Here is a 23,936-nt window from a genome sequence, read left to right as displayed (position 1 = left end):
CGGGGAAAGGGACAGAGTGAAGAGCGAATACGGGCGGCCGCCTCCCCCGCGCAACGACTAAACCTATGTTTCGGACAAAGCGCCTCGCCTTTCTATTGGGATCCGAGAAGCAAAAACATCAAAGTCCCTATCAGTCCGGCCGGGTCCGGAACCGGCGCGGGGCGGCCGACATCTGCGCCGTTCGCGCCCGCGAACTGATAAAATTGGAATTGCTCGTCGGTAAACCCGTCAAAACTGTCGCCGACCTGCGAAAGCACCGAAAAATCGGGCATTCCGTCAAGGGACTGAAGAGGATTGATGATGTCGAAGGTCACGGACGCCAGGAGGTGGGGGCCGGCATCGGCAAACGTCACATCCGTGGATGGCCCCAAGGAAAAGAACAGGTGATTGAGCGTACCATCGGGGGGATCAGCCGCCTCAGATATGCCTCCCGCCACCACGTTGGACGCCGACCAGTTGGCCAACTCGCCGGTATCGTACACCACATCGAAATCCCATGAAATAAACGTAAAACTCTCGGTCCCTTCAACATTGAAATATATATTGTACGTGATCGAGGTTGCGCCCGCAGCCTGTGCGTTGAAAGAGCCGGTGGGCGAGACCGATAAAAACGCGGCCTGGGACCCGGGAAGAAAAGCCGTCATTCCCAAACAAACGAGGAGCGCCAAGGTTCCTCCAACTTTCATTTTACTCCCCTCCCTGCACCATGAGTTTTGTCCCTCAATCGCCCATTCCTGAAAGGCATGGGTCACATCGGATCGATGATCGGCGGATACCCGTCCCTTCGAATCAAACAGCAGCGAGGCGGGCGTTATCCAGAGGAAGAGCGCCCCGCGCCCATTTGCTGCGCTGACGATTTGATGGCCTTGGCAAGAATTTCAGTTCGGAATTAAATCGCGTTCGCGTTCCTGCGAAGCCGTCTTTCTCCGGAGAACAATTTCAGGCCTGGCGAACTCCTTTGCGATAGGCGGAAACCCGATGCTTTCTTTCAGAATTTCTTTGTTTGCAGATCGTTTTATTTCCAAGTCTCTTTGTTAACTCTAAACTGAAATTAGCCAAAACTCCATCAGGAGAAACCTGATTTTATATTAGGAAATGTCGCAGCACAAAATCGGTATTCTTTGTCCGTATTGCACCGTTCAATCCGATCGGTGCACCCTGCGACGATCATCTACGGATCTTTATTCTAACGTTTTCAGAGAGCGCTTGGCCGCTCGAGGGTCCTTGAACGTGCGATCCCCACCCGGGCTCGTCCCCCGGACGTCCCTCAAATCACGGGTGAGCGAGTTCGGCCGAGGTTAGAGGAGAGGTGCGCCGGGTGGATACAGTATCTGGCCTCTGATCTCGCCGAATGGGTATTGCCGGGTGTGGGCCTGGAAGTACAATTCGTCGTTCATCAGGGCATCCAGTTGTTGGGGCGTCAAAACGGCGCCCATCGGGGCGGCCCAGGCCGCTATGCCTAAGCCGGCCGATCCCGTGAATCCGACGATCACCGGCCCGTTGGCTCCGGCTGCTCCCATGTGTATGTGGGAGCCGGTCACGTCACTGGTGAGATCCATGAACGACTGGGTCGAAGCCAGTTCTCTGGTTTCGAGAACCACGGTCAGGAGGCCCGCACCTCTTCCGGCAGATTCAACCGGGTCCACTACCTGTGCGCCCGAAAGCGGCGTTTCGATTGTCACAGCCGTTCCCGCTCCCACGGCCGTTTGCCAGAGATAAGCCTTCTGAAGAGCGGAACCGGCTGCCGGCGCCACAAGAAGCAAAAGGTGATACATTCCCGGGGGAAGATCGGACACGGCAATATCCCCGAAAAGGGACTCATCGATCGGCCCGGACACATTGGTCCTCCAAGGGACGAGGCCCGCCGACATCGATTGGAAGGTATCGTCCTGCCTCAGCAGCAATATTTCCTGCGAACCCAGGGAAACGGGAGCGTAGACTCCGAAAAAGATATCCACAGGGTCTGGAAACGAATCAAGGGCAATACGGATGTCGATGGTATCGCCTCCTTGGGCTGCCGGTCCCACCCCAACGGGCCTCGCGCCGCCCGGCGATGCATCGAGCACGGGCTCGGGTGAGGGCGGATACGGTATGAATTCCACCTCCACCGGCATGGTTTGAGAGATCTCCACCTTGATGACCGTGTCGATGTACGTCGCCTCGACGAACAACTCCTTCGAAACCTCCGGGGAAGCCACTGTCAGGCGGCTCATTCCGGCCCGGCGCACGGTGACGGTGACCTGCTTGCCCTGAACCGGAGACACGGTCGCCATGTCGGGGTCCTCGGCAATCCATTCCGGGTTTATGTCCACAACACCTCCCTGATCGTCTATACCTCCGGCTCGGACATCCACGGTGAATTCGGTCCCTACCTGGTAACCGGTAAAGGTGTCGGGCGAGACCCACCGCTCTCCCAAGTACACGCCGCCGGTGAGTCGCGGGTCCAGTTTGAAAGCGACCCGGATCTCGGCCAGAGAGGCTGAGTGTGCATTCCGGGGGTGCGGGATCAGGACTCCCACAAGGAGCACTATCAAGGCCGTAAGAGTACTTGAACGGGTAATAAGGGAGTTGCGTATCATGGTTGTCTCCTCGCGCTTTGTCCGAAGGGGACGGAACATTTCCATGCCGGTTGGCCGGGGCCACAGAAGGTGTGCTTTTCCAAAAGAGAAGGTTTCGGCCACCAAGCGCTATTGCTTCAAGTTTGTCCCGTCAGAACCCTTTCGAATTCTGATCTTCAGACCTCTATTGAGATATCTCCACTTGCATGGCGTCGCCTTTGGCTATCGCCTTGATGGTCAATTCCTTTGTAATCTCATTCGAAACCACTTTCAGACGGCTCTCTCCGGCCCGCTTCACGGTGAGCTTCACCGTCTTGCCCTGGCCGGGGGATATACTCACCATCTCGGGATCCGAAGGGATCCATTCGGAGTCTATGAGAATCCCCCTTCCAAGAGCGTCAAGACCGTGGGCTCGGGCTTCCACGGTAATCTTCGTCCCCGCCTGAAGCGTGCTGGTAAAGGTGGGCGGCGACAACCAGCGGTCTCCCATGTATTGGCCCCGGGTAAGCCGCGGATCCAATTTGAAGGAGACCTTGACGTCGGTGATGGCGGCGGCGTCCGGCGGTGCGATCCGCTTCCTTTTCAGCTCACTTTGCAGCGTGTTTACGGCGGCTCGGGCTTCTTCTTCGGTCATGAGCGTCTTGCCGTCCCCAAGACCGTCCTTGAGTCCCCGGACATAGAGGTTCGGGTCCACCTCGATGGACTGGTTCCGGAACTGGTTTCCGAGAACCATGCCCAGGGCATAGCTCACCTTTTCCTCCCGGCTCTCGAGCGCCGGAGCGTCCTGCGCCTCAGCCATATCGATCTTTTCAGGCGTCCTTGTAGGGACGGCCCGTGCGCAGCCGTCCATGGACCATAAAGCAACAGGGAGCAACAGGATCAAACAAACGCTTGTCAACGCTTCAATCGGTTTATTCTTTTTCCGCATGTGCTTTCTCTCCTTTTCCGCCCATTCCCTCCCCCTGCATGACTCGTTCAGATGGGAGGAGCACCTCGATGTTCGACTTCTTTTCCTGCTCGATAAGCCATGCCTCGATGGCTTCCTGCTGCTTTTCAGGCAGGAGGCGTCGTTCAATTTCGGACCGCGCCTCGATCAGGCTCTTGGCTAGCAACGGCCTCCGCCCCTGTAATCCAACAACGAGGAACTCATCGGCGGACTTCTCCATGGGTCCCCCTACGTCACCGGCCTTCAGCAGGCCGACCGTTTCGTGCAAGGGCTGCGGAAGGGTTCGGGCATCGACCCAACCGGTGTCACCGCCCTGCGCCGCGAGCATTCCCAGAGACTTCGTCCGAGCCAGTCGGCCAAAACTCGCGCCCTTGCGCAGGGCCGCCAGGATCTCTTCGGCCGCGGCATTGGACTCGACGGCGATAATCCGCAGCCGGACTTCCTCACCGATCGTCAGGTTTGTCTTGTGGGCTTCATAGTACGCCTCAATGCGCTCTTCGGGTACGCGCACATCCTCCACCAGCGCGGCCCATACTTTGGCCATCAACACTTGGGCGCGTACCATGTCAAAGAGGGACTGGTCATCTAAGCCCCGTTCCTTCATCCACTCCCCAAAGCCTCTGAGATCCTGGAAGCGGCTTCTCAGAATTTTAAGGGCGTGCTCCAGTTCCTTTTCGGTGACCGTAAGGTTCCGCCGGTCGGCTTCCTGAAGCAGCAGGCGGCGATGAACCAGTTTTTGTAGCGCCGGACGTTCTATTTCCTTGCTGCCCGGCTCTCCTACGTCGATCTCCTGTTGAAGCCGGCGCCGCGCGAGCGCGTCGTCCAACATGCGCTGCAACTCGTTCCGGGTCACCGGGTCACCGTTCACTCGGCATACGACCTCCGGGTCTGGGCCCTCTGCACCCAATAAACCCGGCACGGCGAGGGCGCAAGCCATCACAACGATCCATATCCGACGCCGGAGGCGCCAACCCCGCATTGGGCCCCCGCGACTCACGTTCGAACGCATCTGCCGAATCATGATGATCTCCATCCTTCCCAGTTGCTTTCTTCTGTTCCGGTTAGTCCTTTAATCGAGATGATGATCAAATCCGTGTTACTCCCTGTCGGATTTTCAATCTCTGCGCTTTTGGAGTTCTCTGCGTCAGAAGTCCTGACTTTGAATTCAAAAGAATACAGCCGAGCCCCATTTTTTAGGAGGCGCCCGGCTGATTCTTTATGCAAAGGTTTTTACTGTTCCACCTCAAGACGCGGATAATTTTGAAGTAAAGTGCTCATTCCTATCGGCTTCGTCGTCCGCGGTTCAGGCCCAAAAGCCCGAGTATTCCCGACCCCAGCAGCCAGACGGCGCCCGGTATGGGGACCGTACCCACATCAGCCCCGGCCGCACCGTCGTACTGATAAAAGTCGCCTTGTGCAGTGGTAAATCCCGTAAACAGGTCGCCGATCTGTGAAAGCACCGAAAAATCGGCGATTCCGTCAAAAAACTGTACGGGAGCGAGGATGTCGAACGTAAGGGATGTCAACAGGTAAGCGCCGGCGGAGCCAAAAGTCACATCCGTGGCCGGTGTCAGGGAAAAGAACAAGTTATTGAGCGAACCAAGAGTAACCTCCGATATGGTTCCAGCCAACAGATAAGACGTCGCCCAGTTGTCCAGCTCGGCGGTATCGTACTGCATGACGAAATCCCATGAACCAAAGGTGAAACTCTCACCCCCTTCGACATTGAAGAAAACATCGTACGTGATCGAGGTCGCACCCGCGGCTACTGCATCAAACGAGCCGACGGGCGAAACCGACAAAAAGGCCGCCTGGGCGTTGGGCAGGAAAATCAACATGCCCATGAAAACCAGGAGCGCGGGAATTCTTGCGAGCTTCATTTTACCCTCCTCCATGTGTCTTCGGTTTTGGCCCTTCCCAGCCCGCCTTGAAAGGGGCGGAACTGGGAAGGATGGATTATGAACGAACGTTTGTGTCTTTCGTGTACCTTATGGACATGACGTACCGTAGTTGGCCCTGAAGATGAGGAAATCCGCCTGGTTGACCAGGTTGTCCCCATTGAGGTCGCCGGCCAGGCCCACTCCCATCTGGCCGTAGTCCTGCCTGAAGAGGAGGAAATCGGCCTGGTTGACTACGCAGTCCCCGTTGAGGTCGGCTGTCAGGACAAACTCCGTGACCGAATCGAAATGGTCCGGACCCGGACCCGGGGTGCTCGCGATTCCCAGGAAGTTCGCCACGGGAGAGGCGTTCCCGGCTTCACCCACCGCCGGGACCTGCATGAACAGTGCGGCATCCGCAACGAGACCCGTCCGGCCTAAGAGGTTATCCGGGGCCGTGCCGTCCACGGGCACGAAGATCTCGGGCCGGTCGAAGGGCGCCCGCTCGTACTTGACCCGCGGATCGGTGAGGGCCAGGAGGAACTTCACCAAAGAGACCTTCGCATCCTCCGGTGTTGCGTACTCAGGTGTGTACGCATGGTCGGTGTCCGGCATGGCGTCATACAGGAACACCGTGTCCGGAAGACCATCCGCAAAGGTGCCAATCAACGTGAATGGCGGGTCTACGCTGAAGACGTGGTTGATGGGCGCCAAGAGGTCGGCCCCCGTGGTTCGTCCGAAGGAGAACGACTGCTCGTCGAGTTCGTTGATATTCGGGTCCCGATTGTCCGCGTTGGTGATCGGGAAATCGCCGCCCCGCATGTAGAAGTCCACCACCTGTCGCAAGGTCAGGTAACTGCCCGTGTGAAAGTAGGGACCGGTCATCTCCACGTTGCGCAAAGGGGGCGCCTTGAACGCGCCGTCCCTGATCACGCGGTTGGGAACCGGCCAGGTGCCTTGGGACGGGAATGAGAAGTTACCCGCAACCCCGGACTGGGTCTGCGGACACACGCTGGGTTCGCCCGATCCGTCCTGCAGCGGAGATCCCCATCCGAAGTTGGGCGGACCGGAGCCGAATTGGGCGGGATCGTAGAAAGCGCAATGCAGGTCGGCCCCGAACAGGATCTCGGGAAACTCGATCCCGGGACCGCCGTTGGGCGGGGAGAGTGTATTGGGGACCATACCCGCCATCTCGTCGATCTGCGGGTGCAGCTCTCCGGCGGGCAGGCTGTGCAGCCAGGGAACCATGTATTCCGGCATCTGTGGGTCGATCGGATCCCTTTCGAAGCCGGGGTTGACGAACTGAAGGGTGTACGTCGTACCCGGATAGAAGGCGCCGTCTCCTGTCTCCTCGAAGCCTTGCTGTCCGGGCAATCCCGCCTCCGCGCCAATATCCGCGGGATCGAAGTTGTCCATGATACAATCGTCCAGCGGACCGTCGCAAGGTTCGAAATCCTGACCGCCGATGTTCTTCAGGGTCAGGGCCGCCAGTGAGAGGGGCCAGCCGAAGGGGTCATCTCCGCCGCGGCCGATGTCCTCGGCGATGGGCCGGAGCCCGATGTTGTAAACGCCCTGGTCGCCGAAGGCGAAGTTGCCCGGCTGGGCCACGACGCTGTCATCCCATGGGGTGGCGGGATCATCAAACGTTGCGAAATTACGCGGTTCCACCTCTACCGCATCCTGAGCCGCTCCCTCTCCTACTTCCTCCGCCAGAATCAGACCCGGAACGGTCATGGACGAGCCTGAAGGTTCCGGAGCCGGCAGGAGGCCGTCAATGAAGACGGAGGGAACGGAGGGGTCGGTAGCGATCGGCGGCGTTGGATACTCGAATTCCGGGTTGTTCTTCAGCAGACCATGGGCGATATTGATACTGTGGTCGGTCTGCTCGGGGCCGAGGTGGCAGAGCATGCACTTCGCGCTCCGGGTGAAGGGATTGGATCCAACGGCAATTTGAAGTGTTTGTCCACCTTCCGTGGTGATCGTATGGATCGGGTTTCTTGCGGAGCCCGCCGGCAGCGCAGCCGTCAGGTTGCCGCCCGCGAAGATGTCGAACCCGAACAGTTCATCGGGGCCGAATCCGTCGTATTCCGGCGTGGACGGATCGTCCGGTATCAGAGTCAGAACGCCGACTGTCGGCGCTGCAGCCGAGTTGTTCAGCACCCCGTCGTCAACCAGGTCGGGCACGAGCGTCGGGAATAGAACTGCCTGGTCGCCCGGCTCTCCGACACCATGGCCGGCGTTCGGATTCGCGTCGAAAAACCGGTCCGCCGGCGTGTCGTCGGGAATCGTCAACTCCTCATAGGTCTGCACCGCCAACCCGAAGAACAGGCTGAAGTTGGCCTCCTTCTGGGTGAACTGGTTCGTATCGGTCGCAGACGCGGGACCGGCGGCGATGTTGAGGATATAGCCGTCGAAAGGATCCCCGGCCGGCGGTTGTAGATTCAGAGGCACGGAGACGCCATCGAGATGCTGGGATGCATTTGACCATAGTTCGGAATTAAAGGCCATCTCGATGAGCTCGGGATACGTAATGTTAAGACCCGGCATACCGGGAGTCGTGTTTTGGTTGGAATAGGGTCCCAGCACACTGTCGCTCGGATCCACCAGCTGGTTGGCCAGGGGCACTACACCGGCCTGGAGGAACTTCTTTCCGATTTTGGCCCAGTTGCGGCCGTCAAAGCTCATCTCGAAATTGCTCAGCGGCGGCCCGACCGCCTGGGACGCCAGGCTGGAGAACTTCGTTCTTACCGGCTGTGCGGCCGCCTCGGGATCTTCCACAATGAGATCAGGCCGGATATGACCGTTGGTAGCGCCCACGAGGGCGCCGGCCTGGTTGAGCAAGATGTGGGCCTGGGGATCCGAGGCCCCGAACACGCTGCCGCCGTTGAAAAGAAAGCGGGCCCGTCCATCCCAGAAGTTGTCGAAGTTAAAGGCCGCTCCGTGAAACGTGGGCGTGTTGCGGGGCTCGACCCTTCTCAGGTTCAGTCCTGTCAACGGATCCACGAAAGCGTCGGGGATCGGATCGGGCACGTCATTTCCAATATCCGGAAGCAAGGGCGCGACCCCCATGAAGGCGGGGCCGAAAGCTCCGGGACCGGGTGTCGGGATGTCTACGAATTCCCGGAATCTCACGCCCATCGAGGACATGATGTCGTTGGCGTCGCTGGCCACGTTGCCGGGGTTTACAAGCGGCTCACCGGGCATCTCGGGGTCCACCAGCTTATGGAAAGGAAAGTCGGTGACCGTCACGTCCTCGTTGGGTCCCCGGACCTGCAACGTCAGATCTCCTCCCAAGTGGTTGGGGTTGAGCTGATTCCTGGTACGGTTGTCCGCTCCGGCGTGGAAGTGGCACGTGCCGCAAGCCTGGACGCCGTCGCTGCCCACCTGCATGTCCCAAAACAGGGCCTTGCCCAGGACTTCCGCTGCCGACCGCTCCGCAACTCAGTTGGAGTGTTGAAAGCGTCGATCGCAACTACCTCATCGGGATCGAACAGCGGGCCCGGTTGGTCCCAACTGACTTCCCCGTCGGAGGTGCGCAGGCGCATCGGCTGGCCGGTAAGGAAATTGTAGTCCAGAGGGTAGACGTTGAGAGGAGGCATGGGAACGCCGAAGCCCGGACGGCGCGTGATCGGCGCGTACGGGTTCTCCAGGAGCTGGAACAACTCCTTCCACAAGGCCGCCTGTTTAAGGGAGCCCGCCGGACTCAACTCGATCTCGACTTCGATCGGCAGTTCCATTGGCGTTTCCGGGGTTTGTAGAGTGTCCCCCGGCGCCGCCAGCACGGCTGTCCCCGAAAACAGCAGCGCCAAGGTCATGCACAGGGCCCCTGTGAGGAAGCCCATCAGGGCATGATGTTTTCCAGGCTGAACGAAGCCTTTCCTTTTCTTCATGGTGATCTTCTCCTTCTTTTGGATCCTCGAGGTCTTTGCTTTGTGTTTTATTTCGTTTCGACCGCCTAGTTACCTTCGATTCTCACCTCCTTTTCTCATCGTTTTCATGGACACCGAAACGGAAGACACGGCGCCCAGGCGTAAAGAATTCCCATCCAGATCCTCATGGCCCGCGCTTTCCGCGGACGCCATGCAAAAAAAGACCGGGATGCCCCTTAAGGCAACCCGGCTGTCTCTGGTATATAGAGGCCCGTGGCTTTCCGTCCCCGTCTCGCGACGGGTTTGGCTTTTTCTAGGTCCTATGAGCATCCGTCGTCGGTTTCGGTCGTCGGCCCGGCAACGGATGCGTAAACGCTTTTGAGGTTGCTTCGATGTCCCGCCTCTCCGTTGGTGGGACGCCTTCTCCAATTGCTCGTGTTCAACGAAGTGGAGCTCGTCAAGCCAAACGGAGGACATGTATACAAAATAACAGTTAGCGGGAAGACATCCTATGAGCTTGGTAATGTACTTTTGTGTAGGAACAAGGACGACGGGAGGGGTTCGGTTTTCCTACACTGTAGGATAACGGCCTGTCAGGAAGTTTCGCCCGGAGGGATGAAGGGTGGGCCCAGACGACTTGTTGTCCGGGATCGACGGACAGGCGAAAAGGGGTCAAGTGGAGTGGTTTGGGTTAGCGAACGCAGCGAGCGTAGCCCAACTTATCAGATTTGTTGGGTTTCGCTTCTCAACCCAGCCCACGCGCCGGAGGGTTTCATCCGGCGCGCCTTGGAACCGTCGCAGGCGAGAACAACGTAGGGGGCAACCCCCTGTGGTTGCGCCCGTCGCGGACAACGAGTTGTTCACGCCACCCGGAAGTAAACGTAGATGAGTTCGTAGTAGTCAAAAACTACCAGGTCACGTCATTCCGTCGAAAGTAAGAATCCAGTATTTTCAACAAGTTCCGGACCCAGGCTTTCGCCGGGATGACGTCTTTGCGTGGTTTTTGTGGGACCATCCACGTTGACAAGACCCTGTAGGGGGGAAGGTATTCAAGGAACAATCCCTGTAGGGGCGAAAAATCTTTCGCCCCATCGGTGGTCTTCGTTCAAACAATTCCGTGTTCGAGAGCGTATTCGGTCAGTTCGGCGTTCGAGCGCAGCTCCAATTTGTCGAGGAGCCTTGCCCGGTACGTGCTGATCGACTTGACGCTCAAGGATAACGTTCCGGCGATCTCGGTCAGGGTGTCCCCGGAGGCGATCATACGCAACACCTGGAACTCGCGTTGGGACAAATTGCCATGCTGCGGCTGTTCTCCGCCGGTAGCCAGGTCCACAACCATTCTCTGGGCAAAAGATGGCGAAACGTACTTTCCTCCTTCCAGGATCCTTTTCACGGCGGACAGGACCTCTCTCGGAGCCTTGCCTTTCGTGATATAACCCGAGGCGCCCGCTTTGAGAACGCGCAGCGCAAACTGGTCTTCGGAATGCATGCTCAGCACGAGGACGGGTAGGTCGGGCCGTTCCTCTCGCAGGTCGGGCAGTAAGTCAAAACCGCTTCTGCCCGGCATAGTGATGTCCAGGATCAAGAAATCCCAATACTGCTTTCGCACGAGTTCCATGACCTCTGCACCATTTTCGGCTTCGCCGTAGGCGACCATCTTGAACTCATCCGTGAGGATCCTTTTCAAACCTTCCCGGACCACGGAGTGGTCATCCGCCAAAAACACCTTCAGCATCGCTCTTCTCCCCTGACCCGGATCCGGAATCCAACGGTATTCTTACGACCACCCTTGTCCCCTTTCCGGGCGCCCCTTCGATGTGAAAATCGCCCCCCAAGGCTGCTGTCCGCTCCCTCATCCCCAGGATCCCAAAGGCCCTCGAATCGGAGATGTCCGAGCCCAAGATTCCCCTCCCGTTGTCATTTACCTCCAGCACCAGCCTCCCGGAATCGTTTGCAAGGCTTATGCGCACCTCCGTGGCGCGTGCATGCCGGGCTACATTGGTCAGAATCTCCTGAAAAATACGAAACAAAGCCGTGGATCGACCGGCATCCAATTGGAATTCCCCGGGAGGAAGGGTAAGCCGGCATTCGATCCCGGCCTTTTCGCTGAATCGTTCCGCCTGCCACTCCATGGCTGCCATGAGCCCGATCCTGTCCAACACCCCAGGTCTCAGCTCGCTCGATATCTCGCGAATCAAACCGATGGCGCCATCGATGGTGCTCGACATGGAATGGATCGTGTCGATCAAAGCCGGATCGGACAGCACGCCCTTCTTGGAGAGTTTCCTCTCGATCCAGGCCAGCTCCATGCACAGGCTCGTCAGGGTTTGGCCCAATTGATCGTGGATCTCCCGAGCCACCCAGGTTCGTTCTTCCTCCCGCGCGGCCTGCAAATGCTCCGTCAGCCTGCGAAGTTCCTGCCGGGATCTCTCGAGTTCCTGCTGCGTGTGCCTGCGCTCGGCTATTTCTTCCAGCAACTGCCGGTTGGCGCTGGAAAGCTCGGAGGTGCGGTTCTCCACCTTCTGCTCCATCTCTCCATAGGCCCTCTCAAGGCCTCGTTCGGCTCCCTCTCGACGTAACTCCCGATTGTAAATTCCCGCGCTCAAAGCCAGCACGGTGGCAGTCCAGGTAAGGACAAGGATAAACAGAACCTGCCTCGTCTCGACGATTTTATTGTCCAGGCTTGTCTCGGCGAGAACCTCCAAGGCGCGGGCCTTGCTTAAGAAGTCATCAAACACGGCGTTGAATTCCCTTTCGACCGGTGAGCCGGTCCACCCGAGCTCCGGGTGCTCGTAGCGTTGGAGGACGATATCCCGGATTCGCATCAGGCCGGCCGCGATGGCCTCCGCCTGTTGGCGAAAGCGAGGGTCTTCCAAGGGAGGGAGATGCGCGCCGTGTTCCGAATGCCCGCCGTGAAGCAGCGCCCGGGATAACTGCAGTGCATCGTCGAGCTGGTTCAGAGTGTTCGGCCAATTCTCTTTGGCGGGGTCGGTAATGCCCTCCTCGAGCCGCAGATGAAAAATCGTCATCCTTATCTGCATATCCATGACCGCATCCACGTGGAGGAAATTGGTCCTGTGTCGGTGGCTGATCCGGCCGATCCATAAGAGCATAGCCAGCGCCGCGATACCGCATATGAGGACCACCGTCGGGATCGTGTAGTGACGCGCCCAAAACCGGCCTTCTTTCGTGCTTCGGTCCCGTCCTTTCATTTCTCCTCCGAAAGACGCGCTGCGGCCCATGGACTCGTCGGGTTATCCCTTCCCCTGTCGCCGGCCGTGACCATGCCGAGGGGCCGTCCCTTGGTGAATATGAATCTATATTCCGTCCACGAGAATGGACTGTTCGGACGAATCTATTCCACGCTCCCCGATCGGTTGTCGATCCCGACGGCGGGATGGCGCTCTCGAGGTAAGGGGTTCCAAGATCATAACAAATACAACTAATAACGGATAGAACTTTAAAGTTACAGAAACAGAAATGAACTAAATAAGTAGTGGCCAAACAGTTTCGAATAGGCCATCGGGTGAATTGCCCGTTTTTGGAGGCAACGTAGTGTATTTAAGGGTCTGTCCGGTCGGACTTTGGGTGCGGCTCCCAAACCTCGGGATCGGCGAGGAGCGGCCTTCATTTCGATTCCGACTTAAAGACGGTGTTGCAATTTCAGAAAGCCCGTTCCGGACGAGCGCAGTGGGATCCGGTATCCGAAAAGAGTTATTGAAATCAATGGATGCCGGATTCCCCCAGGCGCTGGCGGGAGTTGACGATCTGTGACTCACGTTCTTTTCCCTGAATAAGCTGAAGTAAAAGAAGCAGGGATCGCTTTCCGCAATGGCGTGAAATGGCTTGACAACCGCCTGTGGAACAGACACTTTTGACGTCTCAAATACCCGGACCGACATTCTTAGGTCATGATGCCGGGGAATCCTTGACACCGGAACAAGTGAACCCGAGATGCAGGCTCTGATTCGAAACAGATTTCTCCTGTACAACTTGATACGAAGGGACATATCGTCGCGATTTGTGGGTTCGTACGCCGGTCTGTTCTGGGGACTGGTGCATCCGGCCATCCTACTGGTGGTGTACAGCACCGTTTTCGTGTTCATTCTGAAAGTGCGGCTCGGTCCGGGTGTGAAACAGAATTTCGCGGAGTTCCTGTTTTGCGGGCTGTGGGCTTGGATCGCCTTTCAGGAAGGCATACTCCACAGCGTGAACGTGGTGGTGGGGAACCCTAATCTCGTCAAACGGATGATGTTTCCGGTGGAGGTTCTGATTCCCGCCTCCGTTCTTTCGGCGCTGTTTTTGCAATTGCTCGGCTTCAGCCTGTTTTTTGTTTATCTGCTGGCCTTCGGCAAGGTGCCGGTGACCGGGGTATATCGGTTGCTGTTGGTCTGTGTTCCCTTGATTCTGCAGATTTTACTGACCATGGGGTTGGGGTGGATCCTTGCCGCGCTGAACGTGTTCATTCGTGATACGGCCCAAATGGTGGCCGCCCTTCTGACGGTGTGGTTCTTTCTGACCCCTATCATTTATTCGGTCGACGTGGTGCCCGAAGGGGTTCGTTTTTTGTTGGATGTGAACCCGTGGACCCATTTGGTAGGCATGTATCGCGACGTCGTTTTCGAGGGCCGCATCGGATTGGGATGGGGAACGATCTACGTGTGCGTGCTGGGAGTGGTTGTCTTCATCGGCGGTAACCACGTGTTTCAGAAACTCAAGCCCGAGTTTGCGGATGCCGTTTAGCGGTTTCCTCGTTAAACCAAGCGCAGTGAGCGTGTTCTTGAATGGTTGTACATGCTTTGTATGAGCTTGACTGGCAGGACTTGGGCTGATAGGTATTCAAACTTTGATAACTTGAAGAGGAGTTTCGCTCAATGGCATCTTTGGCTCGGATTGGAATGAGTGGTTTGGCGGTCTTGATTCTGGCAGTTTTGGGATGTGTCCCGTCAACCCGGGAAATGAAGGTAACGAAGGTCGGCGAGGACCATCTTGTGGTGACTCCCTATTCAGAGGGACTGCCCGTAGAGGGTCGCTATCGCAACAATGTATGCATCGTCGATATGAACAATGACGGTATCTTGGACCTCGTTACCACGCCGCCTCGCAAAGCCGGCGAAACCGAGAATACGCCACGGATCTTTCTGGGCAACGGTACGGGCGGTTGGGAGAATGTATCCGATCGAATGAAGTTTCCCGAGGCCGCCTTTGGCTATGGCTCCGTTGGGGTGGGAGACTTCAACGAGGATGGCCTTCAAGACATGGTGCTGGCCATGCACTACCTGCCCATGTGCCTGCTGTTGCGTGAGGATCAATGGTCCTGGGTCCGGGTTACGGAGGGCGTCCCCACGATGAAGGAATTTCCGACCCGGTCTGTTTTAGTGGCGGATATGAACAACGATGGACATTTGGACATTGTCTCCGTGGGAGAATTCACGTCCGCCGGCAATACGGCTCTGGGTAAGGGCCTTATGGTGTTGGAAGGTGACGGCGCCGGCGCTTTCAAAGCGCACTGGATACTGGAATCGGTTGGTGTTTTCGGTGATAATATTGCGGTCGGAGATGTGAATGGCGACGGAATCCGTGACATCGCGGTGGCCAACCGGAACGGCGGTAGGAAAGATCTCGTGTGGATCGGCAAAGGTGATTTTCAATACGAGGGAGATCCGGGGGCGGGGCTGCCGGACGATACGGTATACGATGCAGTGGAGCTGGCGGATATAGACGGTGACGGGGCCGACGACCTAGTGGTGGGCATGATGAAAATAAATTCGACGCTCCCTGAACCCACGGGGATTCGAGTGTTTTACCTTCGGGGCGCCGAGTGGGTCAGAGACGCGCGCGGGCTGCCCGTGACTCCGAGATTCGGTTCGATCGTCTGTGCGGATCTGAACGGTGACGCGTTGAAGGATATTCTGGCTTTGGAGTTTTATGGCGGTGCCTTGAGAATGTTTCTGCAGAGTAAGGAGGCGGGTTGGACGGAATCGGCGGCTCGCATCGAGCCCGGCCGGCCGGCTCACGGATATGGAGTTTCGGCCAAATCCATGGGCGACAAGAAACTCATTGCCGCGGCGGCGCTGTCCATGGATGACGACGAGGGCGGGGGCATTAACGCACACCTTATCGAATGGAAGTAGGAATCATGAGAAAGAATCCAATAAATAGACGGTCATGGCTGTTGGTGTTTGTGGCGTGCGTGTTTGTTACGGCGTGCGCGGGCGCGTTCGTGAAACCCAGCGGGGATACGCTGGTCCAGTCCGCGAAGGAATACTGGGAAGCCCGTTCGAAAGGAGATTGGGCGAAGGCGTATTCGTTCGAGGCGCATCAGGCCGAGGAGCCCTTCGCGGAGTATTCGACGCGGTTGGCGTCGTCGTCCGGAAAGCTTCCTTTGGAGTTGATGTCCGTAAGCAACCCAATGTTCGAGGAAGCCACGGGCATAGGAAAAGTGGAAGTTATGCTGAAACTCCAGTTTAAATATCCTGCTCGGGGTAGTATCAAGCAAAAGGTGAGCGATCCCTGGGTGTTTAAGAACGGACGCTGGTATCACGATGCTCGGCCGGAGATGAAGCACTAAATACTGAACTTCGTGATGGGATTCTCGGGTAATTCAAGTCACGGATCGAAGGAAAGGACACCGCTGAACGGACGGAGTCCCCGATCGTATTTTAGGCTTGACTTTTGGTGCTTTTCGAATAGAATTCTCAGTTGGGAGCGATGTTTTTTTGTGTCAAGCAGCGCCTGACAGATGAAGTATTATAATCGATTCGACAACAAAATATGATTTTTGGTTTAGCACAACGGAGAAAGGAGGTGACTCGATCGGGTTAGAGTTTTGAGGAAGGAGAAAGAGCCGTTCGAATTAGAGTCTATCTCACGAAGTACAGAAAAATCGGTTATTTTAGGAGGGAAACATGAAGAAAGTTAACAATATGCTGCTCGCGATTGCTCTTGTAGCCGCTCTCACGTTAGGGGTTTCGAGCATAGCTAAAGCGGGCGCATTCGGAGATCCCGATCCCACCACGGGCGCCATGGTTATGGGCTGGTTTGACCTTGACGCAAACGGCACGGACAACGTGCTGCCCGTCATCGTGAACATGTCCACCACGAACTTGGGTGGAGGCGGCAGCCCTTATCGCGTGCACCTGATCATCTGGGACGTGAACAGCAACCATGTGTGGGACAAGAACCTGATCCTGACCCCGTGGGATGTTTGGGCCGACGCCAGCATCCGTGACATCATCGAAAACACCATCGGTGACGGCTTTGCTTCCGCGCAAAAAACGGCCATTACCGAAACCGTGACGATCGACGGCGTCCAAGTCCAGCGTTATCGTGGTTACTGGACGGCGACCGTGGTCACCACTGCGGTAGGAAGCTCCAAACCCAATCAGCTGAATTACCCACACGCGTACTACAACATCCTGGGTGGATGGGTATACGTGGTGGATTTGTTGGACGGCCGCACGGACGGTTATGCAATGGTGTCCGTCGAGGCAGCGGAACTGTGGGCAGGCAGCATCGAAATGGCATTCATGTACTCGTTCTCCGCGGACTTCTGGAACCGGCCGTGGTGGTGGGTCAACGCCGTGTACGTGCCCGGCGCCCCTGTGATCCTCCCGGTTGGCCCCTACTTCTCCGTTCTGTGGCAGTGCAGCCTGGATGAACCCTTCCAGACGGGCGATTTCGATTTCCCCTTTGGAAAAGTGTATGAACGTTTTGACGCTACCGCGTGCCTGAACGTTTCATTGCTCACCACGGGCAAGGCTGTAACGAGCGACGATACGTGGCTGGCCCGCAATCCTTCCTGCGACGAGCTGCCCTATGACGGCGGCGAGGCGTTTGTGGATGAGGATCGCGGCGGCATGATGTTGTTCGGTCGTTTCTTCCGCAATCCGTCGGGCGGCGCCATCAGCAACTTCAACAACAAGCTGGTGCTCTGGATGGATACCAATTCCACGGGTCGAAGCGTGGTGCTGGTCGTCTGTGACGAAGACGAAGGCTGCCATTCCTTCCCGTTGTTGGTGCCGGACGAGCTGAACATCCATCGGTTGGATGAGGTTGTGGCCGATGTCCTCGCGGGATTCATTTACTTCCATACCCGCCAGATCGAGAATCCGGGCGCCAAGCAGCGCATGCTGAGCTACTGGAGAAGCGTAACGGGTACGGACGCGGCGTTGTATTCCTGCGCTGGAAACTTCATCGCCAACTTCCTGCCCGGCAATGTGAGCTGCTCGGCTGAAGGCAGTGAGAACACGTCGCCCTTCGGAAACGCGCTGCAGATCCTCGGCTGGACCACCAACGAAGGTCTGGGAACCGCGCAAGAGAGCTGGGGAGCCATCTTCCCGCTCCTCCGCAAGTGCATCCTTGGAAGCCCGGCGAGCCTCGAAGTCCTGGACAATGCCGGCATTCCGCTCTGGTTCCTGCTTTAGTCGGCAGTTGGCGACAATCGCCCACACAGCTAGGGTAACATAAAACAAATAGAAAGCCTCCCTCCGGGGAGGCTTTCTTGCCTCCGGAACCCGAGTACCAACGGGCTCGATCGTCTGTATTCCCTCTGCGACGTGCACCGCCCGCCCAAGAGGTTTCCTTTGACAGAACCCAAACTGACCGTATTCGTTTTTGATGACGGCTCCAAGCCTCTGGGCGTCGAGTCGCCCCTTGCTCGGCGTCTTTCCTTGAGACGCATACGTCTGCATGCGCCGTGGGCCCGCGTGGAGTTGGTCTCGACGGATTGTGCAGGCTCATGCTTGAAGGTCCTTCACAGCCAAGCCACGCCCAACCTTGCCTTTTTGGCGCATCCGGAGATGTTTGTAGGTCCCGAGTGGACGAAGACTCCTCTTGAACTATTAGATATGGAACCGTCCGTCGGTCTTGTGGGAGTGGTGAGCAACACATCGGCGTCGGCCGCGCAGAGCATAGCGCCGCCCTTTCCATATCAGACCCCTCACTTGTTGGATCTGGCGGTAACACAGATACGCAGGGAGGCCCCGTTGCGATGGCTCCTAGTCGATGCATTGGAGCCGTTCTGCTGTTTCCTGAGGTCCACTGACTTCCGGGCGCTCGCAAAGAACGTCACTGGTATAGAAGACCTCCCCGGCGCCGTACTGAAGTCGGGGAAGAAGCTGGCGTTGGCGCTGGATACGTATGTGCATCGGTACGGCTCTCTGTACGAACAGCCGCGGCCGGACCTTCTCGATCGGGTGCCGGCCGGGGCTCGATGCGTGCTGGATGTGGGATGCGCCCGGGGACGGTTTGGCCTGGAACTGAAGAGAAGGGGATGCCCGAGGGTGGTCGGCATCGAGCGCGATCCATTACTGGCGCATGCCGCTAAGGACTTGCTGGACCAGGTTGTGAACGCGGATGTGGAAAGTATCGAGGATGGGACATTCGAGGGACACTTCGACGCCGTGGTTTGCGGAGACGTCGTGGAGCATCTGGTAGAACCTTTTCAGGCCCTGAGTCGTTTCCGATCCTGGCTGAATCCGGGCGGCCGCCTCTTGCTCAGCGTGCCCAACGTTGGACACTGGTCCATCCTGATGGACCTGATGGCAGGACGTTGGGATTACGCACCGTTCACCATTCTTTCGGGAACCCACCTTCGTTTTTTCACCCGGCGGAGTGTTAGGGAACTTCTTGAGGAGAGCGGATACAGGGTCGAACAGATCGATGATGTAAAGCCTCCCATTCCTCCCATCGGAGAGGCATTCATCCGCAGGTTAAAAGCTGTCGACGAAATCGCCCCGGAATCGTCTCTCCTGGCATCGGAATTCATTGTAACAGCTCAAAAAGCTTGACTGAAACTCTACATCGGGGCAATTTGCCCATCCTTCCGGATTTTCCAGAAATGGTAGAGACTGAGAATGGCTACCCCCTGAGGCAGAACAATACAATGCCATACGTACCAGTGAAGGAATCCTTGAGGCTGCGCCGGGTCGCCTCCCAGCAGTCCATTGGCAAACGCGTCGCCCACCAGCGGTATCTCCCGTACGAGATTAACTCCCACCACGGCGGCCAGCCGGCCCTGCAGGTCCCATCGCAGTACATAACCGCTGAAATCAAGCCCGACCGTAAGACAAAGCAGTCCCAGACCGACGAGCCAGTTCAGCTGTCTGGGCGGTTGGTAGCTGCCGGTGACGCAAACACGCGTCATATGGAGCAGCACGCAGAGCAGCATGGCTTGGCCGGACCAGTAGTGGAGGCTGCGGAACAGGCTCCCGAAAGGAACCACGGAATCGAGATCCGTGATGGAGTTGGCCGCTTGGTCCGGGAGCGGAGGGAAAACGAACATGAGCAAAATACCCGTGAACGTCAGGACTACGAAAAAGAATAAGGCGGCTCCTCCCAGGCAGAACGTGTTAAAGAAGGAAGCGCGCCGGGAGGAAAGCCGCTGAGGGTGTAGATGGCGGAAGAAGCTCTTGCGCATCCTCATCTCCTTGAGACAAACTCATGGCGCAGCCCGATGGTACCAGAGAAAGGAACGATTAGATAGGAATAATAACAGACGCGGCAGGCGCATACGCACAACCTGTTTACACATCCCCCGTGGGGGATCCTTCACGGGCGTTTTTAAAGAGAAAGGACGTGCATGAAGTCATTGGGATTGATCGCCGGAACGGTTTTCTTTGGTATGGATTGGTTTCTAGATGTCTCCGAAAAGATCGTCGAGACGCCGTTTGGAAGCGCCTCCGTGTTTTGCGGCGAACGAGTGGTATTTATTCCCCGTCACGGAAAGGACGAAACCAACTATATCATGCCTCATAGGATCAATCATTCAGCGAACTTTTCGGCGTTAAGGAACCTGGGAGTGGAGGCAGTGGTGGGGGTTCACTCGACCGGCAGTCTGAAATCGGAACTTGTTCCCGGATCCATTGTGATTCCGGACGATTTCATCTCGCTTTTCAACGTTCCTTCAATTTTTCAGGATCGACCCGGCCACGTTACTCCACTTCTTGACCAGGGTTTGCAGGCGGCTTTGTTTCAAGCAGGTCGTCGGATCGGCGCTCCTATTGTAGCGGGGGGCACCTATTGGCAGAACACCGGGCCCCGGCTCGAGACCAAAGCGGAGATTCGCTTGCTATCCCAATTTGCGGATCTCGTGGGTATGACCATGGGAAGTGAGGCGACCATTGCCGTCGAGATGGGGATTCCCTACGCTTCCGTATGCTCCGTGGATAATTATGCGCACGGTGTGGCCGACGTCGTCGTGTCCGAAGCCGCGATCCGCGAAGGGGCGGGCAGAAACGCCTCTACTATAACCAGGATTTTGGAGCAGTTCCTCGACCATACGACGATGGAGTGATCCAACCCTGGTAAGAATGGGCCCGAACAACGCCCGAACGAGAAAAAACCGGCGGCGAATTCCCGCGCCCGTCCGGATCGCAGGAGCGGTTATCGGCGCGTACAAAGGCGCCAATTGGCGCTGCCGGTTTAAGCATGTCTCCCGTTCGACCTCGTTTTCAGCCGGCGGGGCGCTCCGATCCGTTATAGATCGCTTTCCTGAACCATGTGGTTGGCGTTTACCAGTTTGACCACCGTCCAGGAGTTGAAGTAGTCGATGATATTCATGCAGCCGAAATCCTGCTCGAGACGAAAGGCGGAACCCAAATCCATCTCTAAAGCGTGACTCAAAACGATACGATTTGACCCGCCGTGAGCCACGATGAGAATGTTTTTTCCTTCTTTTCCCTCCAGGATTTTCTTTAACGCTTCAAGGACCCGCGCCGCGGCTTCACGAAAGCACTCGCCGCCCGGAAGGCGGTAGTTGACGATGTCTTCCCGCCATTCACGGAAAAGGTCGGGATGTCTTTCAGCGACCTCTTGATAGGTCAGCCCTTCAAGTACACCCAGGTTCATTTCTCGGAGCTCCGACATGGGGACGGGCTCGATTCCACGTCCCCGAGCAAAGGCCTCCGCACCTATCCGTGTTCGTTTCAAGTCGCTGCAGTAGATCTCGTGGATGGGATGCTCGAGCATGGTCTCTGAAAGCGATTCCAGTTGCTTCTTTCCAAAGGGAGTTAATTCGACATCCGTGTATCCATTGAATCGAAAATCTTCATGCCCCACGACCTGTCCGTGCCGCAGGAGATAGAGACGGGTTTTCCGGCGCCTGACTCGTTCGGGAATAACCCGATCCCTTCCAATATCCTTCGCAATCATGGGTGTGTCCTTACGTATGTCTATGTAACCGAGTTTGAGCGAGACTAGTCGAGATCCTCTATACCGTAGTCATTGGAACATGTGGAAATAAGCTGCACGTTTCGCCACGGTGCGCCCTCAGAGAGAGCGCAAGCTGGGCTGAGGTACGGAATCCAACGAACACGCCGGCATACGTCGGGTTACGTTCCCTACGCTTGCTGACCCAAGTAGGGGCGTATTGCAATACGTCCCTACCGGTTGCACCCGTCTCGCGGCTTTCCGCGTAGGGAGGGATCGACATAAAAGATTCCGCGTGCGGCGTATGTTCCCCCGGCCTCCGGCGTCGACTGGGATCGGGTAAGGGGGTGTCGACCGATAAGCCCGGTCGATTGGTAATGGTTCAACATCCCTCGTTATCGCGCGCCTGGCCGCAGGGTCGACCTCGAACGATCCTCGACCTGCTTTCTCACCTTTTGCATAAGATCCTCTCCAGTCCAGGATGAGCCTAAACTTTTGCATAAGGCGAGGGTGGTTTTCAAGTCGTTGCCGCACGTCCGGTAGAGAGCTTCAAAATCGGAATAGGAGCGGAAATAGAGGGCCAAGGTGGACAGGTACGCGTTATTGAGGCTCCACTGGTAGAAGGAAGAGAAACGGTCTGTCTTGAGTTGGGACGAAAGGGCCCTGAATTCTTCGTTTCCCAGCTGAAACATCCTCGTGCGAATATCGAGAATGTCTTCCGGGGAACGCGCCTCCAGATAGCCGCTTGAAAGGCGATCCAGAAACCGTCCCAGGAAATCGGAGAAAAGCTTCTGGTCGTGGACCGCGCCGGCGGCGAACGCGGTTTCCGGATCCCCCGCCCCCCATCGGCTCGTACAATACATCTCGGCTCCGATGACCCCTACCAGAACCGCGAGCCCCTCGTTAAAGGCGGTTTGCCCTTTCTCGTAAATGGTCGTGTGAGTGAGTTCGTGCAGAACAATTTCAGCGATTCGAGCCGGTCGATGGTTCATCATGTCAGGCACGATCGGATCTTGGAACCAGCCCAGCGTGCTGTATGCAGTGGAAGTTCTCAAGTAGGTGTCCAGCCCTTGCGCATCCAGTTCCCCTTGCTCGTCCAAGGCGTCCTGTTCATCAAAGAATCCCAGGTAAGGTATCCGGCCTATGATGGGGAACCACCAGGTTTCGAGCTGAAGACGATCTTTGGGCGAGGCTGCAAGAACATAGATATGCGACAGGGAAGCGCCTACATACATGTCCTGGTAATTGGCGGTTTTCTTCAGTCCGAGTTCCGACTCCCCAAATCGTTTGATATCCAGAATGAGATCGGCCGTCGAAAGCTCTTCCTTGGTCAGCGCACCTTCCTTCTTGAGTTCTTCCAGGGGACGCGAACCGTTTAACAGGCGCCACTGGCCTAAACCGGCATCGATTACATACCCCGGCTTGCACCCTGGGATGACCGAGAAGATAAGCAAAACTCCGACGAGGGGAACATGCCGGACCCTGCGCATAGGAGTCAAAACCCGACACAGCGGTCTAAGACAGGATTTGATGAAGGGGCGGAGACGAATCCAAGGTCTGTCCATGGTTACGGGATGAAGGCGCACGCTAACGATGATCGGCAGGCCGGCGCGGACTCCATGAAAAGGGTCCCTTGTCAGGCCGATTCGCCGGATCGAGCGAACATCTCTCTGAAGTGTTTTTCAAAAGGTTCCTTTGCTATGCCGCACTGGGTGATGATGCCGGTGATCAGTTCATGAGGTGTCACGTCGAATGCGATATTTCGCACGGGTACGTCCAGGGGAACAATGGGTTTGCCAAAAACGGTAGCGACCTCCTTGGCGGGTCTTTCCTCGATCGGGATCTCATCTCCCGTACTCAAGGAGAGGTCAATGGTGGAGAGCGGTGCGGCGACATAAAATGGTATGCCGTTGACCTTTGCCAGGACAGCTACGGGATACGTTCCTACTTTGTTGGCCACGTCACCATTGGCGGCGATTCGATCCGCACCCACAATCACAACCTGTATGCGCCCCTGTTTCATCAAGGTGCCGGCCATGCTGTCCGTAATCACCGTTACGGGGATATTGTCCTGATCGAGTTCCCAGGCAGTGAGTCGTGATCCCTGAAGAAAGGGTCGAGTTTCGTCGGCAAAAACGGACAGCTGCCTACCGGCCTCGAAAGCCGCGCGGACTACTCCCAAAGCGGTTCCATAGCCTCCGGTCGCCAATGCCCCGGCGTTGCAGTGGGTCAAAACATTCGCCCCTTGTTGGATGACTTCGGCGCCGGAGAGACCGATTCGGCGGTTGATTTGGATGTCCTCCTCGAGCATATTGGAGGCTTCGGACACCAGCTCCTTTCGGATTTCATTCAACGGCAGGTCTTTGAGTTTAAGGGCCTTGGCAAACATACGATCAACGGCCCAGGACAGGTTCACAGCGGTTGGACGGCTCGCTCTCAACACCTTACAGATGCTATCCAGTCCCCGAAAAAATGCATCATGTGTCTTGGCGCGGATCTTGAGCGCCCCTAAAGCCACTCCCATGGCCGCGGCGAT

Annotated in this window: 19 protein-coding genes and 1 riboswitch; of the genes, 6 read left to right on the top strand and 13 right to left on the bottom strand. The window is 57.0% G+C overall.

Annotated elements, in window-relative coordinates; translation table 11 throughout:
• Positions 1-92: 92 nt before the first annotated feature.
• The 9 genes from HY788_20290 to HY788_20250 form a co-directional block, all read right to left on the bottom strand.
• Positions 93-686 carry a hypothetical protein gene (locus tag HY788_20290; protein MBI4776483.1) on the bottom strand — a complete coding sequence of 198 codons (594 nt, stop codon included), beginning with the start codon at positions 684-686 and terminating at the stop codon, positions 93-95.
• 612 nt (positions 687-1,298) lie between these two features.
• On the bottom strand, positions 1,299-2,579 hold the full coding sequence (locus HY788_20285; GenBank protein MBI4776482.1) for a CHRD domain-containing protein: 1,281 nt from the start codon (positions 2,577-2,579) through the stop codon (positions 1,299-1,301).
• 163 nt (positions 2,580-2,742) lie between these two features.
• A complete protein-coding gene (locus HY788_20280) occupies positions 2,743-3,486 on the bottom strand; it encodes a hypothetical protein (GenBank protein ID MBI4776481.1) in 744 nt (247 codons plus the stop codon).
• The gene (locus HY788_20275) at positions 3,470-4,525 is read right to left on the bottom strand and encodes a SurA N-terminal domain-containing protein (GenBank protein MBI4776480.1); all 1,056 of its coding nucleotides are present in this window, start codon (positions 4,523-4,525) and stop codon (positions 3,470-3,472) included. The genes HY788_20280 and HY788_20275 overlap by 17 nt, the downstream gene beginning before the upstream one ends.
• A 259-nt stretch (positions 4,526-4,784) precedes the next feature.
• Positions 4,785-5,384 (bottom strand): hypothetical protein, encoded by a 600-nt coding sequence (locus tag HY788_20270; GenBank protein MBI4776479.1) that lies wholly within the window; start codon positions 5,382-5,384, stop codon positions 4,785-4,787.
• 108 nt (positions 5,385-5,492) lie between these two features.
• A complete protein-coding gene (locus tag HY788_20265) occupies positions 5,493-8,771 on the bottom strand; it encodes a hypothetical protein (GenBank protein MBI4776478.1) in 3,279 nt (1,092 codons plus the stop codon).
• Positions 8,660-9,271 carry a hypothetical protein gene (locus HY788_20260; protein MBI4776477.1) on the bottom strand — a complete coding sequence of 204 codons (612 nt, stop codon included), beginning with the start codon at positions 9,269-9,271 and terminating at the stop codon, positions 8,660-8,662. The genes HY788_20265 and HY788_20260 overlap by 112 nt, the downstream gene beginning before the upstream one ends.
• Before the next feature lie 216 nt (positions 9,272-9,487).
• Positions 9,488-9,568: riboswitch (cyclic di-GMP riboswitch) on the bottom strand.
• 787 nt (positions 9,569-10,355) lie between these two features.
• On the bottom strand, positions 10,356-10,985 hold the full coding sequence (locus tag HY788_20255; GenBank protein ID MBI4776476.1) for a response regulator transcription factor: 630 nt from the start codon (positions 10,983-10,985) through the stop codon (positions 10,356-10,358).
• On the bottom strand, positions 10,960-12,462 hold the full coding sequence (locus HY788_20250; protein MBI4776475.1) for a sensor histidine kinase: 1,503 nt from the start codon (positions 12,460-12,462) through the stop codon (positions 10,960-10,962). The genes HY788_20255 and HY788_20250 overlap by 26 nt, the downstream gene beginning before the upstream one ends.
• Before the next feature lie 742 nt (positions 12,463-13,204).
• On the opposite strand from HY788_20250, the gene HY788_20245 reads away from it, so the two are divergent.
• The 5 genes from HY788_20245 (at position 13,205) to HY788_20225 (ending at position 19,041) form a co-directional block, all read left to right on the top strand.
• On the top strand, positions 13,205-13,993 hold the full coding sequence (locus HY788_20245) for an ABC transporter permease (GenBank protein ID MBI4776474.1): 789 nt from the start codon (positions 13,205-13,207) through the stop codon (positions 13,991-13,993).
• 131 nt (positions 13,994-14,124) lie between these two features.
• Positions 14,125-15,384: a VCBS repeat-containing protein gene (locus HY788_20240; protein ID MBI4776473.1), complete on the top strand. Its 1,260-nt coding sequence runs from the start codon at positions 14,125-14,127 to the stop codon at positions 15,382-15,384.
• Positions 15,385-15,389: 5 nt separating this feature from the next.
• Positions 15,390-15,821, top strand: a complete 432-nt coding sequence (locus tag HY788_20235) for a hypothetical protein (protein ID MBI4776472.1) — start codon at positions 15,390-15,392, stop codon at positions 15,819-15,821.
• A 337-nt stretch (positions 15,822-16,158) separates the two neighbouring features.
• Positions 16,159-17,676 carry a hypothetical protein gene (locus tag HY788_20230; GenBank protein MBI4776471.1) on the top strand — a complete coding sequence of 506 codons (1,518 nt, stop codon included), beginning with the start codon at positions 16,159-16,161 and terminating at the stop codon, positions 17,674-17,676.
• A gap of 159 nt (positions 17,677-17,835) precedes the next feature.
• On the top strand, positions 17,836-19,041 hold the full coding sequence (locus HY788_20225; GenBank protein ID MBI4776470.1) for a class I SAM-dependent methyltransferase: 1,206 nt from the start codon (positions 17,836-17,838) through the stop codon (positions 19,039-19,041).
• 8 nt (positions 19,042-19,049) lie between these two features.
• Here HY788_20225 and HY788_20220 read toward each other — a convergent pair whose 3' ends face one another.
• Positions 19,050-19,670, bottom strand: a complete 621-nt coding sequence (locus tag HY788_20220; protein ID MBI4776469.1) for a cytochrome b N-terminal domain-containing protein — start codon at positions 19,668-19,670, stop codon at positions 19,050-19,052.
• Between the two features lie 162 nt (positions 19,671-19,832).
• On the opposite strand from HY788_20220, the gene HY788_20215 reads away from it, so the two are divergent.
• Positions 19,833-20,546 carry an MTAP family purine nucleoside phosphorylase gene (locus tag HY788_20215; GenBank protein ID MBI4776468.1) on the top strand — a complete coding sequence of 238 codons (714 nt, stop codon included), beginning with the start codon at positions 19,833-19,835 and terminating at the stop codon, positions 20,544-20,546.
• A gap of 182 nt (positions 20,547-20,728) precedes the next feature.
• On the opposite strand, the gene HY788_20210 is transcribed toward HY788_20215, so the two are convergent.
• The 3 genes from HY788_20210 to mtnA all read right to left on the bottom strand — a co-directional run.
• Complete coding sequence (locus tag HY788_20210) at positions 20,729-21,403, bottom strand: histidine phosphatase family protein (protein MBI4776467.1); 675 nt, start codon at positions 21,401-21,403, stop codon at positions 20,729-20,731.
• A gap of 392 nt (positions 21,404-21,795) precedes the next feature.
• Positions 21,796-22,854 carry an aminopeptidase gene (locus tag HY788_20205; GenBank protein MBI4776466.1) on the bottom strand — a complete coding sequence of 353 codons (1,059 nt, stop codon included), beginning with the start codon at positions 22,852-22,854 and terminating at the stop codon, positions 21,796-21,798.
• A gap of 182 nt (positions 22,855-23,036) precedes the next feature.
• On the bottom strand, positions 23,037-23,936 hold a 900-nt coding region (mtnA, locus tag HY788_20200; GenBank protein ID MBI4776465.1), incomplete at its 5' end, for an S-methyl-5-thioribose-1-phosphate isomerase.

The sequence above is a fragment of the Deltaproteobacteria bacterium genome, from assembly GCA_016208165.1.
Lineage (GTDB): Bacteria > Desulfobacterota > Desulfarculia > JACQYL01 > JACQYL01 > JACQYL01.
Note: the sequence above shows the minus strand (reverse complement) of the source record. Positions and strands in the feature narration are given on the sequence as shown.